The following is a 21,694-nucleotide window of genomic DNA, read 5'->3' on the forward strand; positions in this document are numbered from 1 at the left end:
CAGGGCGATGCGCCGCCGCCACCCCCTCCCGCGCCTCTGGCTGATGACCGATGAGCGGATGGGCGAACGGCTATGGGATGCGCTCGAACGGCTGCCGGCGGGCAGCGGCGTGATCTTCCGCCATTATGCGCTGCCGCTCGCCGAGCGCCGGGCATTGTTCGCGCGAGTCGCCAGGGTAGCGCGACGGCGCCGCCTGGTGCTGCTCCGCGCCGGATCAAGCAAGCTCGGGCGGGATGAGGCCGGAACGCACGGCACGAATCGCCGGGAACAGGGCCTCTTCACCCGCCCCGCCCATAGCCGCCGCGAAGCGATCGCCACGATTCGTGCCGGTGCCGATGCCGTCTTCGTCTCGCCGGTCTTCGCTACACGGTCGCATCCCGGCGCCCGCGCACTTGGCCGGACCCGATTCGGCCTGCTGGCCCGGGAATTGGGAACCCCGGTGATCGCTCTCGGCGGAATGGACGCAAGGCGCGCCGCCAGCCTCAAACGAATCGGCATTCATGGCTGGGCAGCGATCGACGCCTGGACCGATTAGAAGCGGAAGGCCGTGCCCACATAGACCGCCTGGCTGTCGCGGCGGTCGTCGGTGATCTTGGGCAGGCGATCACGCTCACTCTTGTAGCGCACGCCCGCAGTCACATCGAGGTTGCGGGTCAGCGAATAGGAGCCGCCGAGATCGACCGAATAGCTCGGCTTGTCGCCGATCAGGATCGGCGTGTCGGCCAACGGACGATCGCTCGTCGCCTGGAGACGGCCGCTGACGCGCTTGCCGCTATAGCTCACGCCCACATCGGCGCGTTCGCGGCCGCCCGGCTGGGCGATCAGATCGACATGGGTGACGTCGCCCGAGACGGCGAAGCGCTTCCAGCCCACCGAGACGCCCAGATTATAGGCGATCGGCGCGAGACTGACCGAAGGCGCCGCTGCGCCGGGCAGGCGGCTGGCAGTCTGCAGCGCGCGAGACGAGCGGGCACGCACCGCGACTGTCACCGCGCGGCCGGTGCCGCGGCGCGATTCGGCGGGGGTGAAGCGGAAGCCGTTGTCGGGCAGGCCGCTGCGGGCGAGAATCGCGGCGAGCTTCGGATCGGCGGCGGCGGGCGTGAAGGCCCCCAGTCCACCGCTCAGCGGAAGCGTATTCCGCAGAGCGATCGCACGATCGCGGCTCCGCTCCTGTGCCTGGAGCGCAGGCGACGCGAGGATGCCGGCGGCGCAAATCGCCCCCAGCCCCAATCCCGCCATCCAACGTCCGACACGCATTCGCATACCTCTTCTATGGGAGCGCCTATCATGATTCGGAACCCAGGTTCCACCAGTGGCACAAATATAGTGCCAGTGTTGCCAGACTCCCACAGATTCGCGCCGCCTTGCTCCCGCCACACCATCCCCTATAGATGCTCTCCGCTAATCCCTTGCCCTGTAGGAATCTCTCGATGAACCGCCTGTTGCGCACCGCGATCCTGGGGTCGCTCGCTCTTTCGATCACCGCCTGCGGCGGCAAGAGCCGGCCGGAGGCCGATCTTGCGGCGTCCAAGGTGACGACGATCGGCGTGAATTCCTATCTGTGGCGCGCCAGCCTCGACACGCTGAGCTTCATGCCGCTGCTCCAGACCGATTCGAACGGCGGCGTGATCGTCACCGACTGGTATGTGAATCCGAACACGCCGACCGAGCGGATGAAGGTGACCGTCACCGTGCTCGACCAGGATCTGCGCGCCGATGCGCTGCGCGTCGCCGCTCTACGCGAGATCAATCGCTCGGGCGCCTGGGTGGCTGCCCCGGTCCAGGCGGCGACGGTGCAGAAGCTGGAGGACATCATCCTCACCCGCGCCCGCGACCTGCGCCGCGCCGCGATCGCGAACTAAACGGACAAGCCCATGGCGTCGCGCTTCAACCCGCTAAAGGCGGACGCGACGTGGCAGAAGGCGTGGGAAGAACGCCGCACCTTCGCCGCGCGTGACAATTCGCCCAAGCCCAAGAGCTATGTGCTCGAAATGTTCCCCTATCCCTCGGGGCGCATCCATATGGGGCATGTCCGCAACTACACGATGGGCGACGTGCTCGCGCGCTTCCGCCGGATGCGCGGCATGGAAGTGCTCCATCCGATGGGCTGGGACGCATTCGGCATGCCCGCCGAAAACGCCGCGATGGAAAAGAAGGTCCATCCCGGCACCTGGACCCGCGCCAATATCGCGACGATGAAGGCGCAACTCAAACGCCTGGGCTTCGCGCTCGACTGGACGCGCGAGATCGCGACCTGCGAGCCCGAATATTACGGCCACGAACAGGCGCTGTTCCTCGATTTCTTCGAATCCGGCCTGGTCTATCGCAAGGAATCGGCGGTCAACTGGGATCCGGTCGACATGACCGTGCTCGCCAACGAGCAGGTGATCGATGGGCGCGGCTGGCGCTCGGGCGCGCTGATCGAGCGGCGCAAGCTCAGCCAATGGTTCCTCAAGATCACCCAGTTCGCCGATGAGCTGCTGGAGGGCGTGAAGGCGCTCGAGCATTGGCCCGACAAGGTCAAGCTGATGCAGGAGAACTGGATCGGCAAGTCCGAAGGGCTGCAGTTCCGCTTCGGGCTTTCGGACGGCGGCGAGGTGGAGGTCTTCACCACCCGCCCGGACACGATCTTCGGCTCCAGCTTCGTCGCGATCGCGGCGGACCATCCGATCGCGCAGAAGCTGGCGGCGGAGAACCCGCAGGCCGCCGCGTTCATCGAGCTATGCAAGCAGGGCGGCACCACCGCCGCCGAGTTGGAGACGCAGGAAAAGCTGGGCTTCGATACCGGCATCCGCGCCGCACATCCCTTTGATCCGGCATGGGAATTGCCGCTCTACATCGCGAATTTCGTGCTGATGGATTACGGCACCGGCGCCGTGTTCGGCGTGCCGGCGCACGACCAGCGCGATTTCGAGTTCGCGACCAAGTACAAGCTGCCGATCCGCCGCGTCGTCTCTGAAGGCGACAAGACCGATCCCGAATTCCACGACACCGAGGCCTATACCGGCCCCGGTACGCTGGTGAATTCGCATTTCCTCGACGGCATGGACGTCGCCGACGCCAAGCGTGCGGTGATCCGCCGCGCCGAGGAAGGCGGCTGGGGTACCGGCACCACGGTATGGCGCCTGCGGGACTGGGGCGTCAGCCGCCAGCGCTATTGGGGCACGCCGATCCCGATCATCCATTGCGAGAGCTGCGGCGTCGTCCCCGCCCCGCGCGAATCGCTGCCGATCAAGCTGCCCGAGGACGTCAGCTTCGACGTGCCCGGCAATCCGCTCGACCGGCATCCGAGCTGGAAGCACGTCGACTGCCCGAAATGTGGGCAGCCCGCGCGGCGCGAGACCGACACGCTCGATACCTTCGTCGATTCGTCCTGGTATTTCATCCGCTTCGCCAGCCAGCCCAGGGACAAGCCGTTCGACAGGGCGGTGGCTGAGCAATGGCTGCCGGTCGGCCAGTATATCGGCGGCGTCGAGCATGCGATCCTGCACCTGCTCTATGCCCGCTTCTTCACGCGCGCGCTCAACCATCTCGGCAAGCTCGACGTGGCCGAGCCATTCTCGGGCCTGTTCACCCAGGGTATGGTGACGCACGAGACCTACAAGTCATTGGACGGCCGCTGGCTCTCCCCTGAGGAGATCCGCAAGGACAGCGCCGGCGTGCTCGAAATCGCCTCGGGCGACCCGGCGGAAGTCGGCCGCATCGAGAAGATGTCCAAGTCCAAGAAGAACACCGTCGATCCCGAGCCGATCGTCGACCAGTACGGCGCGGACGCGGTGCGCTGGTTCATGCTTTCGGATTCGCCACCCGAGCGCGACCTGGAGTGGAGCGAGAACGGCATCGAGGGCGCCTGGCGCTTCGTCCAGCGGCTCTGGCGACTGTTCGACGGCCTCGAGGATGCAACCGGCGAGGACAAGGATCTCGACCGCAAGCTCCACCGCACGATCGCCGGCGTCGCCGAGGATATCGAGGCGCTGACCTTCAACAAGGCCGTCGCCAAGCTCTATGAGCTGACGGCCGCGATCGAAAAGGCGCAGCCCTCCGCCTCGCGCAGCAACGCGATCCGCACCCTCGCCCGCGTCGTCGCGCCGATGGTGCCGCATCTGGCCGAGGAAGCCTGGGCCGCGATGGGCAATGCGGAGATGATCGCCGACGCCGCCTGGCCCGAAGTCGATCCCGCTCTGCTCGTCGATGACGAAGTGACGATCGCGATCCAGGTCAACGGCAAGCTGCGCGATACTTTGGTGATACCCAAGGGCACGCCGAAAGATGTCGTCGAAGCCGCGGCACTTGCGTCCGACAAGATCGTTCGAGTGCTGGAAGGCAAGCCGCCGAGGAAAGTGATCGTCGTGCCCGATCGTCTGGTGAACCTGGTCGCATGAAGCGCGCCGCGCTCCTGCTCGCTGCCGCCGCGGCGCTTTCGGGCTGTGGATTGCGTCCCCTGTACGGGGGCGGATCGACGGGCGCGGTGCAATCGACGCTGACGGCGATCAAGGTGGCCCCGATCGAGGGCCAATCGGGCTGGCTGGTCGCCAATGCGCTGCGCGACCGGCTCGGCGCGGGCGGCGAATCGACCGCGCGTTTTGAGCTCCAGGTGCGGCTCGACGATTCGATCGCCGGTCTGGGCGTGCGCCGCGACGATTCGGTCGCGCGCGAGCGCCGCACGCTGCGCGCGCGCTACCAGCTTGTCGATCTGAACAACGGAACCGTCGTGCTCGACGCGACCGCCGGCTCGGATGCCGGCATCGACGTGGTCGGCTCCGAATATGCGACGATCGCCGCGGAACGCAGCGCGCTCGAACGGCTTTCGGGCATCGTCGCCGATCAGATCATCGCGCGTGTCGGCCGCTATGCGCGGTCCTCGTCCGCGGCATCCGAATCCGGGCAATGAAGGCAAGCGCGGCCCAGATCCGCGCCGCCGTCGATGCGCCCAAGCCCGATACGCGGCTCTACCTGTTCCACGGTCCCGACGAAGCCGGCGCTTCCGAGCTCGCCGCGCGGCTTGCGCGGGCGCTCGGACCCGAAGCCGAGCGGATCGACATCGACATGAAGGCCCTGCGCGATCAGCCCGGACGACTGGCCGATGAGGCGGCATCCCTCTCGCTGTTCGGCGGCGTCCGCTATGTCCGCGTGAGCGGAATCGAGGAAGGCGCGGCCGAGGCGGTCACGCTGCTGCTGGGCGCCGAACGCGCCGGCAGTCCCGTGGTGGCGATCGGTCCGGGCCTCAAGGCGAGCGGCAAGCTGGTCAAGATGGCCATCGCCGCGCCCAGCGCGATGGCGCATGCCTGTTACGTACCCGAAGGCGCGGATGCGGCGCGCCTGGCGTCCACCGTGGCGCGCGAATATGGCCTCCGCCTCACCGGCGACGTGCCCCAGCGCCTCGCCTCGGCCAGCGGCGGGGATCGGGCTATCCTGGCGCGCGAGATCGAGAAGCTGGCGCTCTATCTCGACGCCGCGTCCGATCGCCCACGCGATGCCGACAGCCAGGCGCTCGACGCGATCGGCGCCGATCTGAACGATGTCGAGCTCCACCACGCAATCGACGCGGTGATTGACGGCCGCGTTGCCGATATCGGCAGCGAGCTCGCCCATCTGAGCGAAGGCGGCAGCTCGACGATCCCGCTGCTACGCCAGCTCGCCCGCCGGCTGATGACGCTGGCCGAGCTGCGCACCGATATGGATGCCGGTGCATCCTCCGATGAAGTACTTGAAAAGCATAGAATATTCTTCAGGGAAAAGCCGGCCTACAGCCGCGCGCTACGCCGCTGGAACGCTGCGCAGATTGCCCGCGCGATCGACCGGGTCCGCCAGACCGAACGGGCACTGATGCACTCCCAAAGCGCCGGCGAAGTGCTGGCCGAAGCCGAATGCACCGCGATCGCCCGCGCAGCAGCCAGGGCGCGCGGCTAGATCCGTTCGCCACGATTCTTTTAGATCCGCTCCCCGCTCAGGCGCTGGCAAACCATGTCGAGCTGGTCGAGCGTCGAATAGCTGAGCGTCAGCGTCCCGCCCTTGGGGCCATAGGCGACGCGGACGTTGAGCCCCAGCACATCGCCAAGCTGCCGCTCCAGCGCCGCGATATCCGCATCGCGGCTGCTCACCTCCCCCCCATCGCGGCGCTTGGCGGCGGGCTTGGCGGCCCGCGCCAGCTTCTCGGTCTCGCGCACCGATAGCCCCTTGGCGACAACTTCGCGCGCCAGCTTCTCGGGATCGGGTGCGCCGAGCAGCGCGCGGGCATGCCCCATGTCGATCTCACCCTGCACCACCATCTCGCGCACGGTGGACGGCAGATCGAGCAGCCGGAGCAGATTGGCGACATGGCTGCGCGACTTGTGGACAATCTTGCCCAGCACTTCCTGGGTGTGGCCGAACTCGCCGATCAGCCGGGCATAGCCCTCGGCCTCTTCGATCGCGTTCAGATCCTGGCGCTGGATATTCTCGATCAGCGCGATCTCGAGCGTCTCGGCATCGCTCAGCTCGCGCACGATGACCGGAACCTCGTGCAGCCGCGCCCGCTGCGCCGCACGCCAGCGCCGCTCGCCGGCGACGATCTGATAGCTATGGCCATGCGGCCGCACGAAGATCGGCTGGATCAGCCCACGCGCGGCGATAGACTCGGCAAGACTCGCCAGCGCTTCCTCATCGAAATGGCGGCGCGGCTGGTTGGGATCGGGAACCAGCGAGCTGACCGGCAGCATGCGGATGCCCGAATTCGCCTCGGGCGTGCCGGCGATCGGTTCTTCGCGGATATTGTCGCCGAGCAGCGAGGAAAGGCCACGGCCAAGGCCAGGGCGCGGTTTACGAGAGGCGGCAGGGCTTTCAGTCATGCGGCTTTCTTGAGCTTGGGCAGGCGATCGATCACTTCGCGGGCGAGCGCGATATAGGCTTCGGAGCCGGCGCACTTATAATCGTAGATCAGCGCGGGCACGCCATGGCTGGGCGCTTCGGACAGCCGCACATTGCGCGGGATGACGGTATCGAACACCACGCGGCCGAGCACCGCGCGCACATCGTCGGACACCTGATCGGTCAGCCGATTGCGGCGATCATACATGGTCAGCGCCACGCCCAGGATCGAAAGGCCCGGATTGAAGCGGCTGCGGATGCGCTCGACGGTGTTGAGCAACTGGCTGAGCCCCTCCAGCGCGAAGAACTCGCATTGCAGCGGCACCAGCAGCGCGTGCGCCGCCACCATCGCGTTGATCGTCAGCAACCCCAGCGACGGTGGGCAATCGATCAGCACCACGTCCCAACGGCCAGCATGATGGCGCGCGATCGCCGCATCCAGCCGATGCGTCCGCGCCTCGAATTCGATCAGCTCGATCTCGGCGCCGGATAGATCCTGCACGGCCGGAATGATGTCGAGCCCCGGAACCCGCGTGCTGATGGCGACCTCTTCCAGCGTGGCCTCGGTCACCAGCAGATCGTAGCTCGAACGCTCGCGTTCGGCCCTGGGAATGCCTAGGCCGGTCGATGCATTGCCCTGCGGATCGAGATCGATGAGCAGTACGCGCATGCCCGTTGCGGCCAGCGCCGTGCCGACATTGATCGCCGTCGTGGTCTTGCCGACGCCGCCCTTCTGGTTCGCGATCGTGATGCAGATCATCTTGGGCGTATCCCTTGCGCGATCACGATTCCCGAATCCGGTTGCGTAATGCTTGGTTCCACGTGGAACGAACCTTGCCAGTTCGCGCGCGCCGCTTCCACCTCCGAATGCGCATTTCGGCCCTTTGGCAACAACCAGACTGTGGATGAATCTGTGCAGTGTTGCGTGGATAGGATGAGTTGCGAGAGCTCGGCCACCGCGCGCGCGGAAACCACGGCCGCGCGGTTTATCGGATGATAGCTCTCGATCTTGCTGCCCTGCACGGCCACGCGCTTGTCCAGCCCCAGCTCCGCTGCGGCAGCGCGGAGAAACGCAACGCGCTTGGCGCGCGGCTCCACCAACACCACCGGTCGATCGAGCAATATCGCGACGACGATCCCCGGAAGCCCGGCTCCGCTTCCCACGTCGAGCCAGCTTCCCCGCCCAGCACCCACCGCCAGGGAAACGAGCTGCGCCGAATCGACCAGATGCCGCGCCCAGATCGAATCGAGCGTCGATGCCGCGATCAGATTCTGCTGCGCCGCCTCGCGCGTCAGGATCGCCGCGAAGCGTTCCAACAGCGTTTCACGTGAAACACCGAAGTTCGAGCGGACCCATTCCCGGGCCTCCTCCTCCGTCACGCGGCGAACCTTCGCGCGTGAAGGAGGATCGCGCTGAGCGCGGCCGGGGTCACCCCCCGAACGCGCGAAGCCGCGCCCAATGTCTCGGGCCTCGCCGCGCCCAGCCGTTCGACCATCTCGATGGAGAGCCCCGGTACCCCGGCGTAGTCCAATGCGGGATCGAGGCGGACGCGATCATTGCTGCGCAGTTCCGCAACCTCGGCCTCCTGCCGCTCCAGATAGGGCGCATAGCGGGCATCCTCCACGAACTCCGCAAGAAACGCCGGATCCACATCGGCTTCGAGGTCCAGATGTTCCAACGACACGCTGGGAAAACGCAGCCAGTCACGCGCCGATCGCCGGGCGCCGTCCTGCGCCACCACCGCACCCCGCGCGAGCAAGGCACTGGCGGTAAGCTCGACGGCAAAGGCGCTATCGAGAGTCGCACGCTGCGCCTTACGCTCCCGCCGCCGCACGATCCGCTCGGACCCCAGACAGCCCAGCGCTTCAGCGACGGAGGACAGTCGCGTCTCGGCATTGTCCGCACGCAGCCGCAGGCGGAACTCCGCACGCGCCGTCAGCATGCGATACGGCTCCGTCACGCCCTGGAGCACGAGATCGTCGATCATCACGCCCAGATAGCTCGTCGCACGATCAAGCAGCAAAGGCTCCAGCGCGAGCGCATGCGCGGCAGCATTGGCCCCGGCGACGAGTCCCTGCCCAGCCGCCTCCTCATAACCCGTCGTCCCGTTGATCTGCCCGGCGAAGTACAGGCCCGGGATCGCCGCCAGCGCCAGCGTCCGATCCAGGGCGCGGGGATCGATATAATCATATTCCACCGCATAACCGGGCACGACGATTTCGGCGCGCTCCAGCCCCGGAATCGACGACACCATCGCCTCCTGCACATCGACGGGGAGCGAGGTGGACATGCCGTTCGGGTAGATCAGATGCGTGTCGAGCCCTTCCGGCTCCAGGAATATCTGGTGGCCGTCGCGATCCCCGAAGCGATGCACCTTGTCCTCGATCGACGGGCAATAGCGCGGCCCCTGCGCATCGATCGCGCCGGTGAACAGCGGCGACCGATCGAGCCCTGAACGGATCGCATCATGCGTGGCAGCGGTAGTGCGCGTCACCGCACAATGGAGCTGCGGCAACACCCTGCCGTCCGATACCGGCGACATGGTCCAGGGCTCCTTATCGCTCGACTGCTCGACAGTGCACGTCCAGTCGATCGTGCGGCCATCAATGCGCGGCGGTGTCCCCGTCTTCAGCCGACCCATCGGCAGCGAGAGCCCGCGCAATTGCTCGGCAAGCCGGACAGCAGCCGATTCATTGACGCGCCCACCCTCGAACCGTTCCTCGCCCCGGAACATACGCCCGCCCAAGAAGGTGCCCGTCGCCAGCACGATCGCGCGCGCGCTAATCGCGCTTCCGTCCGCGAGCCGCACTCCGGCGATACGACCGCCCTCAAGCGCCAGCTCGGCCGCCTCCCCCGCCACGACGGTCAGGCCCGGCGTCTCCGCCAGCATTGCCTGGATCGCCGCAGCATAACGGACGCGATCCGCCTGCACGCGCGGCCCCTGTACGGCAGTGCCCTTGCTGCGATTGAGCATCCGGTAATGAATGCCGGCGGCGTCGGCGGCGCGCGCCATCAGCCCATCAAAGGCATCGACCTCGCGGACCAGATGCCCCTTGCCAAGCCCGCCGATCGCCGGGTTGCATGACATCGCGCCGAGCTTGGCCAGGTCGAAGCTCAACAACGCCGTGCGCGCGCCGCGCCGTGCCGCTGCAGCCGCGGCCTCGGTGCCGGCATGGCCACCGCCAATGACGATCACGTCTAATTCCATGCCCGGCTCGCTAGTAGCTCGAACCCCTCGCGTCAAAACTGTTCCACGTGAAACGTACCTATTTCCCGATGCAGAAGCGGCCGAACAGCGCGTCGAGCACATCCTCGGTGCCCGCCCGTCCGGTGATCGCATCAAGCGCGGCGCGCGCGGCACGAAGCTCCTCGGCATAGAGGATCGGATTGGATTGCAGAGCCGCACGCTCCAGCGCCTCCGCCGCCCTTCCACACAATTCCCGCTGCCGCGCATTCAGCGCCACCAGATCAGGCGGCGGAAGCAGGGTCCGGGCTAGCGCAGCCATCCGTTCCCAAAGTTCCGCCATCCCCGCTCCCTCGATCGCGGAGATCGACAGATCCTGTCCTCTCGCCGGCTCCCGGCCCGGCACATCGGCACGCGCGTGCAGCCACAATGCGTTGGGGAGCGGCGGCGCCTCCTCCCCCAGCCACAAGATGATGTCCGCCTCGTCAACCGCAGCACGCGCCCGATCCACGCCAATCGCTTCGATCGGATCCAACGAGTCGGTCAGCCCGGCGGTATCGACCAACAGATAGGCGATACCGCTCCGGACCACCGGAATCTCGATCCGGTCTCGCGTCGTGCCCGCGATCGGAGAGACGATCGCCGCATCCCGATCGGCCAGCGCATTGAGCAGAGTCGACTTGCCCGCATTGGGCGGCCCGGCAAGCACCACGCGAAGCCCATCGAGCAACCGCTCGACCGGCGGCCGCAAAACCACCTCCCCGATCGCCTCGGCCAGCAGTGACGCCTGATCCTGCAACCCTGCCAGCGGATCGCCGCTCGCGACGTCATCCTCGTCGCCATGATCGAGCACCGCTTCCACCCGCGCGGAAAGCTCCAGCAGCCGCCCGGTCCATCCCTCGACCTCGCGGCGAAGCGCGCCCTCCGCCGATCGCATCGCCGCCCGGCGCTGGCTCTCGGTCTCGGCCATCAGCAGGTCGCCCAGCCCCTCGGCCTCACTCAGATCGAGCCGCCCGTTCATCAGCGCGCGCCGCGTGAACTCACCCGGCTCGGCGGCCCGCATTCCGGGCAACGCGCCCAGCGCCGCCTCGACCGCCCGCACTACCGCGCGTCCGCCATGGAGATGCAGTTCGGCGATATCCTCCCCCGTCGCGCTATCCGGCCCCGGGAAGCACAACAGGAGCGCGCGATCGAGCAGCTCACCGTCGCGAGGATCCCGCAGCACCCGCAGTCCGGCCCGGCGCGGTTCGGGCAATGTGCCCGCAAGAATCTGTGCCGCCGCAAACGCACCCGATCCACTCAGCCGCACCACCGCGATAGCGGCTGGCGGCGCACCGCTGGAGACCGCGAAAATCGTGTCCATGGAATCAGCCGCCGGACTTGGTCCCCGTGCTCGCGTCGAACAATCCGCGCCAGAAATTCATCCCCGCCTCGCCCATCGGTGCCCAGCCACGCATCATCTGCTCGAACCCCTCGGGAGTTCCTTGTTTTTCAATGGCTTCCACCATCATCGCGACATAGCGGTCATGCACCGGGGCAAGATCCGGCAAGCCCATGGCACGGCGGGCCTCTTCGGGCGTGCATTCGACTTCGACGTTGATCTTCATGGAAATGCTTCTCCGCTTGAGCGCCGTGCCGCGCGACTGCTAGGCCCTGCGCCATGTATGCGCGCGACCATGCCTTGATCGCAACGCCTCTCGGCACGATCCGAATCGAGGGCGACGACGCGCAGGTAACAGCGGTACGAATTGGTGCCGAGGACGCTGCTTCACCAGGCGCCGCCGCTGCCGTGCGCGAGGCAGCCGAGCAACTCGAACAATGGTTCGCCGGCGAGCGCCAGGATTTCACCGTGCCGCTGGCCCCCGCCGCCACACCGCGCGGCGAGGAGCTTCGCGCCGGGCTGATCGCGGTCGGCTATGGCGAGACGCTGAGCTACGGCGCACTTGCCCGCCAGCTCGGTTCCAGCCCGCGCGCGATCGGCCAGCTCTGCGCGCGCAATCCCTTCCCCATCCTCGTTCCCTGCCACCGCGTGCTGGGCTCCGGCGGCGCGCTCGGCGCCTATTCGGCGGGCGAAGGGCCCAAGACCAAATCCTGGCTGCTCGAGCATGAGCGGCGCTTCGCAAAAGGAACCCTGTTATGAGCGATACCATCCGCATCGACACGATCGACAACACCGGCAGCTTCGACGCCTATGTCGCCGAACCCGAAGGCACCCCGCGCGCGGCGATCGTCGTGATCCAGGAGATCTTCGGCGTGAACTCCGGCATCCGCGACAAATGCGACAAATGGGCGGCCCAGGGCTATCTCGCCCTCGCCCCAGACCTCTTCTGGCGGATCGAGCCGGGGGTCCAGCTCGATCCCGACGTGCCCGACCAGTTCCAGCAGGCGCTCGCGCTGATGGGCAAGTTCAACCAGGACGCCGGCATCCGCGACATCGAGGCGACTATCCGAGCGGCCCGCGCGAAGCTGGGCGGCGGCAAGGTCGGCGCGGTCGGCTATTGCCTGGGCGGCCGGCTGGCATACATGACCGCCGCACGCACCGATATCGACGCGACGATCGGCTATTACGGCGTCGGCATCGATAATCTGCTCGGCGAGAAGCACGGCATCGCGCGTCCCCTGCTGCTCCACATCGCCGGCGCCGATCATTTCGTCACGCCCGACGTCCAGACGAAGATGCATGAGGGCCTCGATCATCATCCCCGTGTAACGCTCGAAACCTATCCCGGCGTCGATCACGGCTTCGCGGTCGAATCGGGCAATCGCCGCAACGATGAGGCGGCGAAGCTGGCCGACAGGCGGACCGAGGATTTCTTCGCGGCAAATCTGGGCTGAGGGATCAGACCAAAGCGGCCAATCCGGTCTCGTGGTTGACCACGCCTTCATAGACCATCCGCACCGCGACCCACAGGATCACGACCAAGCCGACAAAGCCTATCCAGCGATAGCGGTCGATCACGCGTGCGATGAAATTGGCGGCGAGGCCCATCATCGCGACCGAGAAGATCAGGCCGAAGACGAGGATGCCGGGGTGCTCGCGCGCCGCCCCGGCGACCCCCAGCACATTGTCCAGGCTCATGCTGACATCCGCCAGCGCGACCGACCAGGCCGCGGCGAGGAAGCTCTTGGGCGGCTTGGTCGTGATCTCCTCATGCTGCTTGCCCGCACGCAGCTCGCGCCACATCCGCCACGCGACCCAGAACAACAGCAAGCCGCCCGCGAACAGCAGCCCCACGACCTGGAGCAGCTGCGTCGCGATCAGCGCGAAGGCGATGCGCATCACCAGCGCCGCGCCGATGCCGACCAGGATCACCTGGCGCTGCTGCTTCGCCGGCAGGCCCGCGGCAAGCGCGCCCACCACCACCGCATTGTCGCCGGCGAGCACCAGATCGATCACGATCACTTCGCCCAGCGCCTGAAGCGCTTCGGGAGTCAGGAAGGAAAACATGCGCACCGGGTTACGAACCCATGCGCGCCTCGGCAAGCCTCAGACGAGCAAATGGAGAATGCCGATCTTGTTGTCGACCACGCCTTCATAGATCATCCGCCCGGCGACCCACAGGATCACGACCAGCCCGATATAGCCGATCCAGTGGTAACGCTGGATCAGCCGCGCCACGAAATTGGCGGCCAGGCCCATCAGCAGCACCGAGAAGCTCAACCCGATGAACAGCAGCGCCGGATTCTCGCGCGCGATCGAGGCGACGAGCAGCACATTGTCGAGGCTCATCGAAAGATCGGCGAGCGTGATCTGGATCGCCGCCTGAAGGAAGGTCTTGGCGACCTTGGGCGGTGCCTCCTCGCCCGTTTCCGCCGCATGGCCGCGCCGCGCGGCTTCGCGCAACTCACGGAACATGTTGTAGGCCACCCATAGCAACAGCAACCCACCGGCCAGCACCAGCCCGGTGACCTGGAGCAATTCGACCGCGATCAGCGAGAAGCCGATCAGGAAGACCAACGCGATCCCGACGCCGAGCAGCAGCACCCGCCGCCGGTCTTTCTCGGGCAGGCCCGAGGCGAGCGATCCCATCACGACGACATTGTCGCCGGCCATGGTCAGGTCGCCCAGGATGATCTGGCCCAGGCTGGCAAGCCCGCTGGGCGTGGCGATAGCGGCGAAGTTGAAGTGCATGGTGCTGCCCTGCCATCTGACTCCCCTCCCTGCAAGGGAAGGGCTGGGGGGTTGGGTGCGGGCGTCAACGACGCCGACAACGGCTCCATAAAAAAAGGCCGGGGTATCAAACCCCGACCTTTTCCAAACCCATCCCCTGATCCGCTCTCTTGCGGGGAGAAAAGGGAAATAACTCAGGAATTCATGCTGTCGAAGAAGTCCTCGTTGGTCTTCGAGTCCTTCATCTTGTCGAGCAGGAACTCCATCGCGTCGATCGTGCCCATCTGCATCAGGATGCGGCGCAGCACCCACATCTTGGAAAGCTTGGTCTTGTCGACCAGCAGCTCTTCCTTGCGCGTGCCCGACTTGCCGACGTCGAGTGCCGGGAAGATGCGCTTGTCCGCCACCTTGCGGTCGAGGACGATCTCGGAGTTGCCGGTGCCCTTGAACTCTTCGAAGATCACTTCGTCCATGCGGCTGCCGGTATCGATCAGCGCGGTGGCGATGATCGAGAGCGAGCCACCCTCCTCGATGTTGCGCGCAGCGCCGAAGAAGCGCTTCGGCCGCTGGAGCGCATTGGCGTCGACACCGCCGGTCAGCACCTTGCCCGAGCTTGGGACGACGGTGTTGTAGGCGCGACCCAGGCGGGTGATCGAATCGAGCAGGATCACGACATCCTTCTTGTGCTCGACCAGACGCTTAGCTTTTTCTATAACCATTTCAGCAACTTGCACGTGGCGCGTGGCCGGCTCGTCGAAAGTCGAGGAGACGACCTCGCCCTTCACGCTGCGCTGCATGTCGGTCACTTCCTCGGGCCGCTCGTCGATCAGCAGCACCAGCAGGAAGACTTCGGGATGGTTCTCGGTGATCGCGCGGGCGATGTTCTGGAGCATCACCGTCTTGCCGACGCGCGGCGGCGCGACGATCAGCGTGCGCTGTCCCTTGCCCTGCGGGCTGATGATGTCGATCACCCGCGCCGACTTGTCCTTCTGGGTCGGATCGAGCGTGTCGAGCGTCAGCTTGCTCTCAGGGTAAAGCGGCGTGAGATTGTCGAAATTGACGCGGTGACGCACCGCATCGGGATCGTCGAAATTGACCGAGACCAGCCGGGTCAGCGCAAAATAACGCTCGCCGTCCTTGGGCGCGCGGATCTCGCCTTCCACCGTGTCGCCGGTGCGCAGGCCGAACTTACGGACCTGGTTGGGCGAGACATAGATGTCGTCGGGGCCGGCGAGATAATTCGCCTGCGGGCTGCGCAGGAAGCCGAAGCCGTCGGGCAGCACTTCGATCGTGCCTTCGCCCATGATCTGATCGCCATTCTCGGCCTGGGCCTTGAGGATGGCAAAGAGCAGATCCTGCTTGCGCAACGTCGACGCGCTCTCGACGCCCAGCTCCTCGGCCATGGTGACCAGCTCGGCGGGGGCTTTCTTCTTGAGATCCTTGAGATGCATTTAGGGAGTCCGGAACTTTAGGGGGGAGCGTCGGCCGGCGAATTGCGCACGAGAAACGATGCTGGAAGGAGGGATGCGCCAGCGAACCGGGGCACAAGGCGGAATTAGGTGGGGCCTCGCCCCAAGTCAACCGACTTAGAAGGGTCTGACGACCGCCAGGATCACGATCAGCACGACGGCGAGCGCGGGCAATTCACCCAGCATGCGCAATGTCCGTGGCGGGATGGCTCCCTGCCCTCGTGCGAGCTTCTTCGAATAAGCGACGGCCCAGCCGTGATAACCCGAGAGCAGGACGACCAGAAACACCTTCGTGTGAAGCCAGCCGAGCCCTGCTCCGCCCTCGAACAGGCCCAGATTGGCGGCCAGGCTCAGCCCCAATATCCAGACGATAATCAGCGAGGGCGAAAGGATCATCCGGCGCAGCAGCGCCTCGCGCCTGGTCCAGGCCTCGGCCTCGGGTGTCCCCAGCGATTCCTGATGATGGACCAGATAGCGCGGCAGCAGGAACAGCCCTGCCATCCAGAAGATCACGAAGATGATGTGGAACGCCTTGACCCACAGATAGGCGCCGCCCAGAAATCCGGTCATCGCTCCCCCCTTACTCGCGCGAGCAACTGCTCGACATGCGCGATCGGGGTATCCTGCTGGATACCATGGCCAAGATTGAAGACATGGGGACGATCGGTAAAGGCCGCAAGGATACGGTCCACCGCCTCGTCGAGCACCACGCCACCCGCGATCAGCGCAAGCGGATCGAGATTGCCTTGCACCGGCAATCCGGCAGGCAGCGATACATGCGCCCAGGCCGGATCGACGGTCTCGTCCACGCCGACAGCATCGACGCCGGTCTCGCGCGCATAGGCAGGCAGCTTGCCGCCCGCGCCCTTGGGGAAGCCGATCACCGGTACCTGCGGCGCCTTCGCCTTGAGCGCGGCGATGATGCGCGCTGTGGGTGCGATCACCCATTGCTCGAACTGGACGGGGGAAAGGCTGCCCGACCAGCTATCGAAAAGCTGTACCGCCTCGACGCCCGCCGCGATCTGGCCAAGCAGATAATCGATCGTGCAGGTCTCGATGCGGTCGATCAGATCCCGCATCAGCACGGGATCGCGATAGGCGAGCCGCCGCGCCTCGCTCTGCTCGCGGCTGCCCTGCCCGGCGATCATATAGGTCGCCACGGTCCAGGGACTGCCTGCAAAGCCCAGAAAGGTCGTGCCGGAAGGCAATGCCGCCACGACGCGCCGCACCGTCTCATAGACCGGCTCCAGCGCCCCAGGAGCAGCTTCGAGGCCTTCCAGCGCCGCCCGCGCCTGCACCACCGGTGCCAGCCGCGGCCCCTCGCCGGTCTCGAACCACAGATCCTGTCCCAGCGCCATCGGCACGACCAGGATGTCGGAAAACAGGATTGCCCCGTCCATGCCGAAGCGCCGGATCGGCTGGAGCGTCACTTCGGCCGAGGCCTCGCTGTCGTTCACCAGCGCGAGGAACCCGCCCTTCTCGGCTCTCAGCGCGCGATATTCGGGCAGATACCGTCCCGCCTGGCGCATCAGCCACACGGGCGGGATTGGCTGCTTCTGCCCCTGCAGGGTCGCAAGCAACGGCTTGGGGGACGGGGAGATCAGGGCCTCTATCCTAACTCTATAAAATAGGAATCTAAGGATTGTTGGAGTCAGTTGGTGCGTGAAAGCCGGGGCTTATGCGCTTGCCCTGAACTTGCCAACAGCTTGACTCCATCGCCCCCACGGCGCCGCCCGGATTCGGAACCGCCGTCCCCGTTTTCCACAGATTGTGGATCGGATCGCGCGGCTGGGGATGCGGCTGTGGACGAATCACCAGCCGGAGTCCCGGTTCCGTCCTGCTTGGCCGCCGCGCCGGGTTGCGCTAGCGCCTGTCCATCATGTTCTCCACAGATTCCCCCACGGCCTGAATGCGGCTCCATCTCCACCTCCTCTCGGACTCTACCGGCGAGACGCTGGAGAATATCGCCAAGGCCGCGCTGGCGCAGTTCGACGATGTCGAGACGCTTCGTCATTTCTGGCCGATGGTGCGCAGCGAAGCGCATCTGGAGCGCATCCTTCAGGAGATCGCGCAGAATCCCGGGCTGGTGATCTTCACCCTGGTCAACAGCGACACCCGCCGCACGCTGGAGAGCCGTTGCCGCGCGATGGGCCTGCCGGCGATCGCGCCGCTCGATCCGGTGAGCCATGCGCTGTCCAACCTGCTCGGCCAGGAAGCCAAGGCCCGCCCGGGCCGTCAGCACACGCTCGACGCCGCCTATTTCGCCCGCGTCGATGCGATCCAGTTCACCATCGCGCATGACGACGGCATCCTCGCCGAGGATTGGGAGGAAGCCGATATCCTGCTGGCCGGCGTCTCGCGCTCGTCCAAGACGCCGACGTCGATCTATCTCGCCAATCGTGGCTACAAGACTGCCAATATCCCGATTGTGGTCGAATCGCCGCCGCCGCCGGAGCTGTTCGCGCTTCGGCACCCGCTGATCGTCGGCCTCACTACCAGCGCGGACCGGCTGGTCCAGATCCGCCGCAACCGCCTGCTCTCGCTCAACCAGGCGGCGGAGACGAGCTATGTCGATCAGGATTCGGTCCAGCGCGAGCTGGCCTATGCGCGGCGCATGTTCGCCGACAATGGCTGGCCGGTGATCGACGTCACCCGCCGTTCGATCGAGGAGACCGCCGCGGCGATCATCCAGCTCTGCAACGAGCGCACGCTCCAGGCGAAGGCATGAACCTCGTTCTCGCCTCGCAAAGCGCTTCGCGCCGGGCGATGCTCGATGCCGCCGGTGTGCCGCACGAGGCTGTCGCCGCGCAGGTCGATGAAGCTTCGGCGAAGGAATCGCTGGTCGCTTCGGGAATCTCCGCGCGCGGTCTGGCCGATGCGCTGGCCGAGCTGAAGGCGCTCAAGGTCTCCCGGCTGGTTCCCCAGGCATTGGTGCTGGGCGGGGATTCGCTGGTTGCGCTCGATGACGGCAACCAGCTCGACAAGCCCGAGAGCCGCGAACAGGCGGCCGAACATCTCCGCCGCATGTCGGGCCGCACGCATGATATCTACAGCGCCGCGGTGATCGCCGAGGGCGGCCGCCCGGTCTGGCGCCACGTCGATCGCGCGCGGCTGCATGTCCGGCCATTGTCCGAGGGGTTCATCGCGCAGTATCTCGATCTCGAATGGCCGGCGATCGCGGGCTGTGTCGGCTGTTTCCGGATCGAGGGACCGGGCGTCCAGCTCTTCAGCCGGACCGAGGGCAGCCACTTCACCATCCTCGGCATGCCGCTGCTGCCGATCCTCGAATTTCTGCGCGTTCGCGGAGTATTGACGTCATGACGCCCTATGCCGAAGTGATCGGCGATCCGATCGGCCACACCAAGTCCCCCGCAATCCATGGTTTCTGGCTCGACGTGCTCGATATCGACGCCGAATATCGCGCGACGCATGTGAGGCCCGACAGCCTCGCCGCCTATTTCGATTCCCGCCGCATCGATCCGGCCTGGCGCGGCTGCAACATCACCATCCCGCACAAGCAGGCCGCGCTCGACCATGTCGAGGATCGCGGCGGCATCCGCGCGACGATCGGCGCGATCAACACCGTGATCCGCGCGGAGGACGGCGCGCTGATCGGCACCAATACCGATGCCGGCGGCTTTTATTCGCCGATCGCCGGGCTCGACCTGGAGGGCGGCCATGCCGTGGTGATCGGTGCCGGCGGCGGCGCCCGCGCGATCCTGTTCGCGCTGTCCAAGATCGGTATCGGCCGCGTGACGATCCTCAATCGCAACGTCCTCAAGGGCGCCGCGCTCCTGTCGAGCTTCGAGCTCAAGGGCGATGCCCTCCCGCTTACCGCGCCGCTCCCGCCCGCCGCGCTGGTCGTCAACGCCAGCCCGCTTGGCATGGCTGGCCAGCCGCCGCTCGACATCGACCTGTCGCCGCTGCCCGAGGACGCCGTGGTATACGACATCGTCTATGTCCCGCTGGAGACCCCCCTGCTCGCCCAGGCCCGCGCCCGCGGGCTCGATACGGTCGACGGGCTCGACATGCTGATCGGCCAGGCGGCGCTCGCCTTCGAGCTGTTCTTCGGCGCCGAACCGCCGCGCGACCGCGACGAGGAACTGCGCGCCCTGCTGACGTCATGATTACATTGGGCCTCACCGGCTCGATCGGCATGGGCAAGTCGACCGTCGCGGCGATGTTCGCGGAGGCGGGCGTGCCGGTGTTCGACGCGGATGCGATGGTCCACCAGCTCCAGGGGCCGGGCGGCGCGCTGGTCGCGGCGATCGAGGCCGAGTTTCCGGACACGACGACCGAGCTCGGCGTCAACCGCACGCTGCTGCGCGAAACCGTGCTGGGCGACGATGCCGCCATGGCCCGGCTTGAGGCGCTGGTGCATCCGGCCGTCGCGCAGGCGCGGGAGAAGTTCCTGGCCGATCACGCCGCGGAGCCGTTCGTGGTGCTCGATGTGCCGCTGCTGTTCGAAGCCGGCGGCTGGAGCCATGTCGACAGGATCGCCGTCGTATCGGCTCCGCCCGAGGTCCAGCGCGCCCGCGTTCTCGCCCGGCCCGGCATGACGACCGAACGGTTTGAGGCGATTCTCGCCCGCCAGATGCCCGATGCGGAGAAGCGCGCCCGCGCCGATTTCGTCATCCCCACCGGCGGCCCGCTGGCGGAGACGCGCGAATACGTAAGTAACCTCATCGCTTGCCTAGCGCCGCCGGCGGGAGGATAAGCACAGCCATGCGCGAAATCGTGTTCGATACCGAAACGACCGGACTCAGTTTTTCGAGCGGTGACCGACTGGTGGAGATCGGCTGTGTCGAGCTGATCAACCGGGTGATGACCGGCAACAGCTTCCACGCCTATATCAATCCCCAGCGGCCGATGCCGGTCGAGGCGTTCAACGTCCACGGCCTGTCCGAGCGTTTCCTGTCGGATAAACCGCTGTTCCACGACGTGGTCGAGGATCTGCTCGAATTCATCGGCGAAAGCCCGATGGTGGCGCACAATGCCGGGTTCGACTTCGGCTTCCTGAACGGCGAGCTCGGCCGCTGCGGCCGGCCGCATGTCGATCTGGCGCGGATGGTCGATACGCTCGGCATCGCCCGGGTCCGCCATCCCGGCGCCAAACACACGCTCGATGCCCTATGCTCCCGCTACGGCATCGATCTCAGCCAGCGCACGCTGCATGGCGCACTGCTCGACGCGCAATTGCTGGCTCAGGTCTATGTCGAGCTCACCGGCGGGCGCCAGATCACGCTCGGCCTTGCGGTCGATACGCCGGTGATGCGCGAGACCCCGGCCGAGGCGCCGAATCGCGTGCATGTGCGTCCGGCGCGCCATTTTGCCGCCGATCCGGCGGAACTTGAACGCCACGCAGCCTTTCTCAAGTCCATGGAGGAGCCGCTTTGGGGCTCGGTCGCGTCAACTTGACGCACCGGGGCCGCGTTCCCAGTTGCTTTCTCTAGTCAAGTGGAGGTTTTGTCATGGATATCCGCATTTCGGGGCATCAGGTCGATACGGGCGATGCGCTCAAGACGCAGGTGACCGATCGACTCCAGGGTATCGCCGACAAATATTTCTCCCGGGCGCTTTCGGCCCAGGCGACCTTCGGCAAGGGGCCGCATGATTTCGGCTTCACCTGCGACATCGTCATGCACGTGATGCAGGGCCTGGTGCTCAAGGCGACCAACAGCGGCAATGAAGCGCATGGCGCGTTCGACGGGGCGGCCGATCGCATCGACAAGCAGCTCCGCCGCTACACGCGCCGGCTGAAGGATCGCCAGAACGGCGTCGTCAATGCGCTGGCCGAAGTGGGTGCCTATGATGCCGGCTACACGCTGTTCCAGGAGACGGCCGAGGAGGAGGAGCCCTCGGATGCACCGCTTGTCATCGCCGAGACGCGCGTCGACGTGCCCGAAGCCACGGTCTCGGACGCGGTGATGATGCTCGATCTGCGCCACACCAATGCGCTTCTCTTCCGCAACACCGGCACGGGTGCGTTCAACATGGTCTATCGCCGCGGCGACGGGACGATCGGATGGGTTGAGCCCAACCGCGCACCGGCCTAAGCGCATCCCCGCCGGGGCGGGCCAAAG

The 21,694-nt window shown here is 66.3% G+C and carries 25 protein-coding genes; 13 read left to right on the forward strand and 12 right to left on the reverse strand.

Going from position 1 to position 21,694, the window contains the following annotated elements; genetic code table 11:
• Positions 1-7 precede the first annotated feature (7 nt).
• Positions 8-535 (forward strand): thiamine phosphate synthase, encoded by a 528-nt coding sequence (locus tag HB724_RS03655; RefSeq protein ID WP_213979548.1) that lies wholly within the window; start codon positions 8-10, stop codon positions 533-535.
• Here the strand turns inward: HB724_RS03655 and HB724_RS03660 are convergent.
• Positions 532-1,257, reverse strand: a complete 726-nt coding sequence (locus HB724_RS03660) for a hypothetical protein (protein WP_346344661.1) — start codon at positions 1,255-1,257, stop codon at positions 532-534. The two genes, HB724_RS03655 and HB724_RS03660, sit on opposite strands and share 4 nt — an antisense overlap.
• 173 nt (positions 1,258-1,430) lie before the next feature.
• Here HB724_RS03660 and HB724_RS03665 point away from each other — a divergent pair, with 173 nt between their 5' ends.
• From HB724_RS03665 to holA, 4 genes are read left to right on the forward strand one after another with little or no spacing between them, the layout of a single operon-like run.
• A complete protein-coding gene (locus HB724_RS03665) occupies positions 1,431-1,862 on the forward strand; it encodes a DUF3576 domain-containing protein (RefSeq protein ID WP_213979549.1) in 432 nt (143 codons plus the stop codon).
• Between the two features lie 12 nt (positions 1,863-1,874).
• Complete coding sequence (leuS, locus tag HB724_RS03670; protein ID WP_213979550.1) at positions 1,875-4,382, forward strand: leucine--tRNA ligase; 2,508 nt, start codon at positions 1,875-1,877, stop codon at positions 4,380-4,382.
• Positions 4,379-4,891, forward strand: coding sequence for an LPS assembly lipoprotein LptE (gene lptE / locus HB724_RS03675; RefSeq protein WP_213979551.1), 513 nt, complete (start codon positions 4,379-4,381; stop codon positions 4,889-4,891). Before leuS ends, lptE begins: the two co-directional genes overlap by 4 nt.
• The gene (gene holA, locus HB724_RS03680; protein ID WP_213979552.1) at positions 4,888-5,910 is read left to right on the forward strand and encodes a DNA polymerase III subunit delta; all 1,023 of its coding nucleotides are present in this window, start codon (positions 4,888-4,890) and stop codon (positions 5,908-5,910) included. Before lptE ends, holA begins: the two co-directional genes overlap by 4 nt.
• A gap of 20 nt (positions 5,911-5,930) precedes the next feature.
• Here holA and HB724_RS03685 read toward each other — a convergent pair whose 3' ends face one another.
• The 6 genes from HB724_RS03685 to HB724_RS03710 are packed head-to-tail and all read right to left on the reverse strand — an operon-like array spanning position 5,931 to position 11,638.
• A complete protein-coding gene (locus HB724_RS03685) occupies positions 5,931-6,827 on the reverse strand; it encodes a ParB/RepB/Spo0J family partition protein (protein ID WP_213979553.1) in 897 nt (298 codons plus the stop codon).
• Positions 6,824-7,606 carry a ParA family protein gene (locus HB724_RS03690; protein ID WP_213979554.1) on the reverse strand — a complete coding sequence of 261 codons (783 nt, stop codon included), beginning with the start codon at positions 7,604-7,606 and terminating at the stop codon, positions 6,824-6,826. The genes HB724_RS03685 and HB724_RS03690 overlap by 4 nt, the downstream gene beginning before the upstream one ends.
• A complete protein-coding gene (rsmG, locus tag HB724_RS03695; protein ID WP_213979555.1) occupies positions 7,603-8,226 on the reverse strand; it encodes a 16S rRNA (guanine(527)-N(7))-methyltransferase RsmG in 624 nt (207 codons plus the stop codon). Before rsmG ends, HB724_RS03690 begins: the two co-directional genes overlap by 4 nt.
• On the reverse strand, positions 8,223-10,055 hold the full coding sequence (gene mnmG / locus HB724_RS03700; protein WP_213979556.1) for a tRNA uridine-5-carboxymethylaminomethyl(34) synthesis enzyme MnmG: 1,833 nt from the start codon (positions 10,053-10,055) through the stop codon (positions 8,223-8,225). Before mnmG ends, rsmG begins: the two co-directional genes overlap by 4 nt.
• A 58-nt stretch (positions 10,056-10,113) precedes the next feature.
• Positions 10,114-11,394, reverse strand: a complete 1,281-nt coding sequence (gene mnmE, locus HB724_RS03705; protein ID WP_213979557.1) for a tRNA uridine-5-carboxymethylaminomethyl(34) synthesis GTPase MnmE — start codon at positions 11,392-11,394, stop codon at positions 10,114-10,116.
• A 4-nt stretch (positions 11,395-11,398) separates the two neighbouring features.
• On the reverse strand, positions 11,399-11,638 hold the full coding sequence (locus HB724_RS03710; protein WP_213979558.1) for a DUF6489 family protein: 240 nt from the start codon (positions 11,636-11,638) through the stop codon (positions 11,399-11,401).
• Between the two features lie 53 nt (positions 11,639-11,691).
• Here HB724_RS03710 and HB724_RS03715 point away from each other — a divergent pair, with 53 nt between their 5' ends.
• Complete coding sequence (locus HB724_RS03715) at positions 11,692-12,171, forward strand: methylated-DNA--[protein]-cysteine S-methyltransferase (protein ID WP_213979559.1); 480 nt, start codon at positions 11,692-11,694, stop codon at positions 12,169-12,171.
• Entirely contained in the window at positions 12,168-12,866 is a 699-nt protein-coding gene (locus HB724_RS03720) for a dienelactone hydrolase family protein (protein WP_213979560.1), read from the forward strand. Before HB724_RS03715 ends, HB724_RS03720 begins: the two co-directional genes overlap by 4 nt.
• A 4-nt stretch (positions 12,867-12,870) precedes the next feature.
• On the opposite strand, the gene HB724_RS03725 is transcribed toward HB724_RS03720, so the two are convergent.
• The 5 genes from HB724_RS03725 to hemE form a co-directional block, all read right to left on the reverse strand.
• The gene (locus HB724_RS03725) at positions 12,871-13,479 is read right to left on the reverse strand and encodes a TerC family protein (RefSeq protein ID WP_213979561.1); all 609 of its coding nucleotides are present in this window, start codon (positions 13,477-13,479) and stop codon (positions 12,871-12,873) included.
• A 39-nt stretch (positions 13,480-13,518) separates the two neighbouring features.
• On the reverse strand, positions 13,519-14,163 hold the full coding sequence (locus tag HB724_RS03730; RefSeq protein ID WP_213979562.1) for a YjbE family putative metal transport protein: 645 nt from the start codon (positions 14,161-14,163) through the stop codon (positions 13,519-13,521).
• 173 nt (positions 14,164-14,336) lie between these two features.
• On the reverse strand, positions 14,337-15,593 hold the full coding sequence (rho, locus tag HB724_RS03735) for a transcription termination factor Rho (protein WP_213979563.1): 1,257 nt from the start codon (positions 15,591-15,593) through the stop codon (positions 14,337-14,339).
• A gap of 135 nt (positions 15,594-15,728) precedes the next feature.
• The gene (locus HB724_RS03740) at positions 15,729-16,181 is read right to left on the reverse strand and encodes a CopD family protein (RefSeq protein ID WP_213979564.1); all 453 of its coding nucleotides are present in this window, start codon (positions 16,179-16,181) and stop codon (positions 15,729-15,731) included.
• A complete protein-coding gene (hemE, locus tag HB724_RS03745) occupies positions 16,178-17,212 on the reverse strand; it encodes a uroporphyrinogen decarboxylase (protein WP_213979644.1) in 1,035 nt (344 codons plus the stop codon). The genes HB724_RS03740 and hemE overlap by 4 nt, the downstream gene beginning before the upstream one ends.
• Before the next feature lie 308 nt (positions 17,213-17,520).
• Here hemE and HB724_RS03750 point away from each other — a divergent pair, with 308 nt between their 5' ends.
• Genes HB724_RS03750 through raiA form a run of 6 tightly spaced genes read left to right on the forward strand, consistent with a single transcriptional unit; the run spans position 17,521 to position 21,667 of the window.
• Positions 17,521-18,339, forward strand: a complete 819-nt coding sequence (locus HB724_RS03750; RefSeq protein WP_213979565.1) for a pyruvate, water dikinase regulatory protein — start codon at positions 17,521-17,523, stop codon at positions 18,337-18,339.
• Entirely contained in the window at positions 18,336-18,932 is a 597-nt protein-coding gene (locus HB724_RS03755) for a nucleoside triphosphate pyrophosphatase (RefSeq protein WP_213979566.1), read from the forward strand. Before HB724_RS03750 ends, HB724_RS03755 begins: the two co-directional genes overlap by 4 nt.
• The gene (gene aroE / locus HB724_RS03760; protein ID WP_213979567.1) at positions 18,929-19,738 is read left to right on the forward strand and encodes a shikimate dehydrogenase; all 810 of its coding nucleotides are present in this window, start codon (positions 18,929-18,931) and stop codon (positions 19,736-19,738) included. The genes HB724_RS03755 and aroE overlap by 4 nt, the downstream gene beginning before the upstream one ends.
• Positions 19,735-20,328, forward strand: a complete 594-nt coding sequence (gene coaE, locus HB724_RS03765; RefSeq protein ID WP_213979568.1) for a dephospho-CoA kinase — start codon at positions 19,735-19,737, stop codon at positions 20,326-20,328. The genes aroE and coaE overlap by 4 nt, the downstream gene beginning before the upstream one ends.
• Positions 20,329-20,336: 8 nt before the next feature.
• Entirely contained in the window at positions 20,337-21,029 is a 693-nt protein-coding gene (gene dnaQ / locus HB724_RS03770) for a DNA polymerase III subunit epsilon (RefSeq protein WP_213979569.1), read from the forward strand.
• A gap of 53 nt (positions 21,030-21,082) precedes the next feature.
• The gene (raiA, locus tag HB724_RS03775) at positions 21,083-21,667 is read left to right on the forward strand and encodes a ribosome-associated translation inhibitor RaiA (protein WP_213979570.1); all 585 of its coding nucleotides are present in this window, start codon (positions 21,083-21,085) and stop codon (positions 21,665-21,667) included.
• Positions 21,668-21,694: the final 27 nt, after the last annotated feature.

It is taken from the genome of Sphingomonas sp. dw_22, assembly GCF_018449795.1.
GTDB lineage: Bacteria > Pseudomonadota > Alphaproteobacteria > Sphingomonadales > Sphingomonadaceae > Sphingomonas.

Excerpts from the sequence above, each read along its gene's own strand:
- HB724_RS03750 (WP_213979565.1), top strand. The coding sequence starts at position 17,521 with ATGCGGCTCCATCTCCACCTCCTCTCGGACTCTACCGGCGAGACGCTG.
- HB724_RS03725 (WP_213979561.1), bottom strand. The coding sequence starts at position 13,479 with ATGTTTTCCTTCCTGACTCCCGAAGCGCTTCAGGCGCTGGGCGAAGTG.
- lptE (WP_213979551.1), top strand. The coding sequence starts at position 4,379 with ATGAAGCGCGCCGCGCTCCTGCTCGCTGCCGCCGCGGCGCTTTCGGGC.
- HB724_RS03690 (WP_213979554.1), bottom strand. The coding sequence starts at position 7,606 with ATGATCTGCATCACGATCGCGAACCAGAAGGGCGGCGTCGGCAAGACC.
- HB724_RS03655 (WP_213979548.1), top strand. The coding sequence starts at position 8 with ATGCGCCGCCGCCACCCCCTCCCGCGCCTCTGGCTGATGACCGATGAG.
- HB724_RS03660 (WP_346344661.1), bottom strand. The coding sequence starts at position 1,257 with ATGCGTGTCGGACGTTGGATGGCGGGATTGGGGCTGGGGGCGATTTGC.
- dnaQ (WP_213979569.1), top strand. The coding sequence starts at position 20,337 with ATGCGCGAAATCGTGTTCGATACCGAAACGACCGGACTCAGTTTTTCG.
- HB724_RS03665 (WP_213979549.1), top strand. The coding sequence starts at position 1,431 with ATGAACCGCCTGTTGCGCACCGCGATCCTGGGGTCGCTCGCTCTTTCG.
- HB724_RS03740 (WP_213979564.1), bottom strand. The coding sequence starts at position 16,181 with ATGACCGGATTTCTGGGCGGCGCCTATCTGTGGGTCAAGGCGTTCCAC.
- mnmE (WP_213979557.1), bottom strand. The coding sequence starts at position 11,394 with ATGGACACGATTTTCGCGGTCTCCAGCGGTGCGCCGCCAGCCGCTATC.
- HB724_RS03685 (WP_213979553.1), bottom strand. The coding sequence starts at position 6,827 with ATGACTGAAAGCCCTGCCGCCTCTCGTAAACCGCGCCCTGGCCTTGGC.
- raiA (WP_213979570.1), top strand. The coding sequence starts at position 21,083 with ATGGATATCCGCATTTCGGGGCATCAGGTCGATACGGGCGATGCGCTC.
- aroE (WP_213979567.1), top strand. The coding sequence starts at position 18,929 with ATGACGCCCTATGCCGAAGTGATCGGCGATCCGATCGGCCACACCAAG.
- HB724_RS03730 (WP_213979562.1), bottom strand. The coding sequence starts at position 14,163 with ATGCACTTCAACTTCGCCGCTATCGCCACGCCCAGCGGGCTTGCCAGC.
- rho (WP_213979563.1), bottom strand. The coding sequence starts at position 15,593 with ATGCATCTCAAGGATCTCAAGAAGAAAGCCCCCGCCGAGCTGGTCACC.
- HB724_RS03755 (WP_213979566.1), top strand. The coding sequence starts at position 18,336 with ATGAACCTCGTTCTCGCCTCGCAAAGCGCTTCGCGCCGGGCGATGCTC.
- HB724_RS03715 (WP_213979559.1), top strand. The coding sequence starts at position 11,692 with ATGTATGCGCGCGACCATGCCTTGATCGCAACGCCTCTCGGCACGATC.
- HB724_RS03710 (WP_213979558.1), bottom strand. The coding sequence starts at position 11,638 with ATGAAGATCAACGTCGAAGTCGAATGCACGCCCGAAGAGGCCCGCCGT.
- mnmG (WP_213979556.1), bottom strand. The coding sequence starts at position 10,055 with ATGGAATTAGACGTGATCGTCATTGGCGGTGGCCATGCCGGCACCGAG.
- HB724_RS03720 (WP_213979560.1), top strand. The coding sequence starts at position 12,168 with ATGAGCGATACCATCCGCATCGACACGATCGACAACACCGGCAGCTTC.
- holA (WP_213979552.1), top strand. The coding sequence starts at position 4,888 with ATGAAGGCAAGCGCGGCCCAGATCCGCGCCGCCGTCGATGCGCCCAAG.
- coaE (WP_213979568.1), top strand. The coding sequence starts at position 19,735 with ATGATTACATTGGGCCTCACCGGCTCGATCGGCATGGGCAAGTCGACC.
- leuS (WP_213979550.1), top strand. The coding sequence starts at position 1,875 with ATGGCGTCGCGCTTCAACCCGCTAAAGGCGGACGCGACGTGGCAGAAG.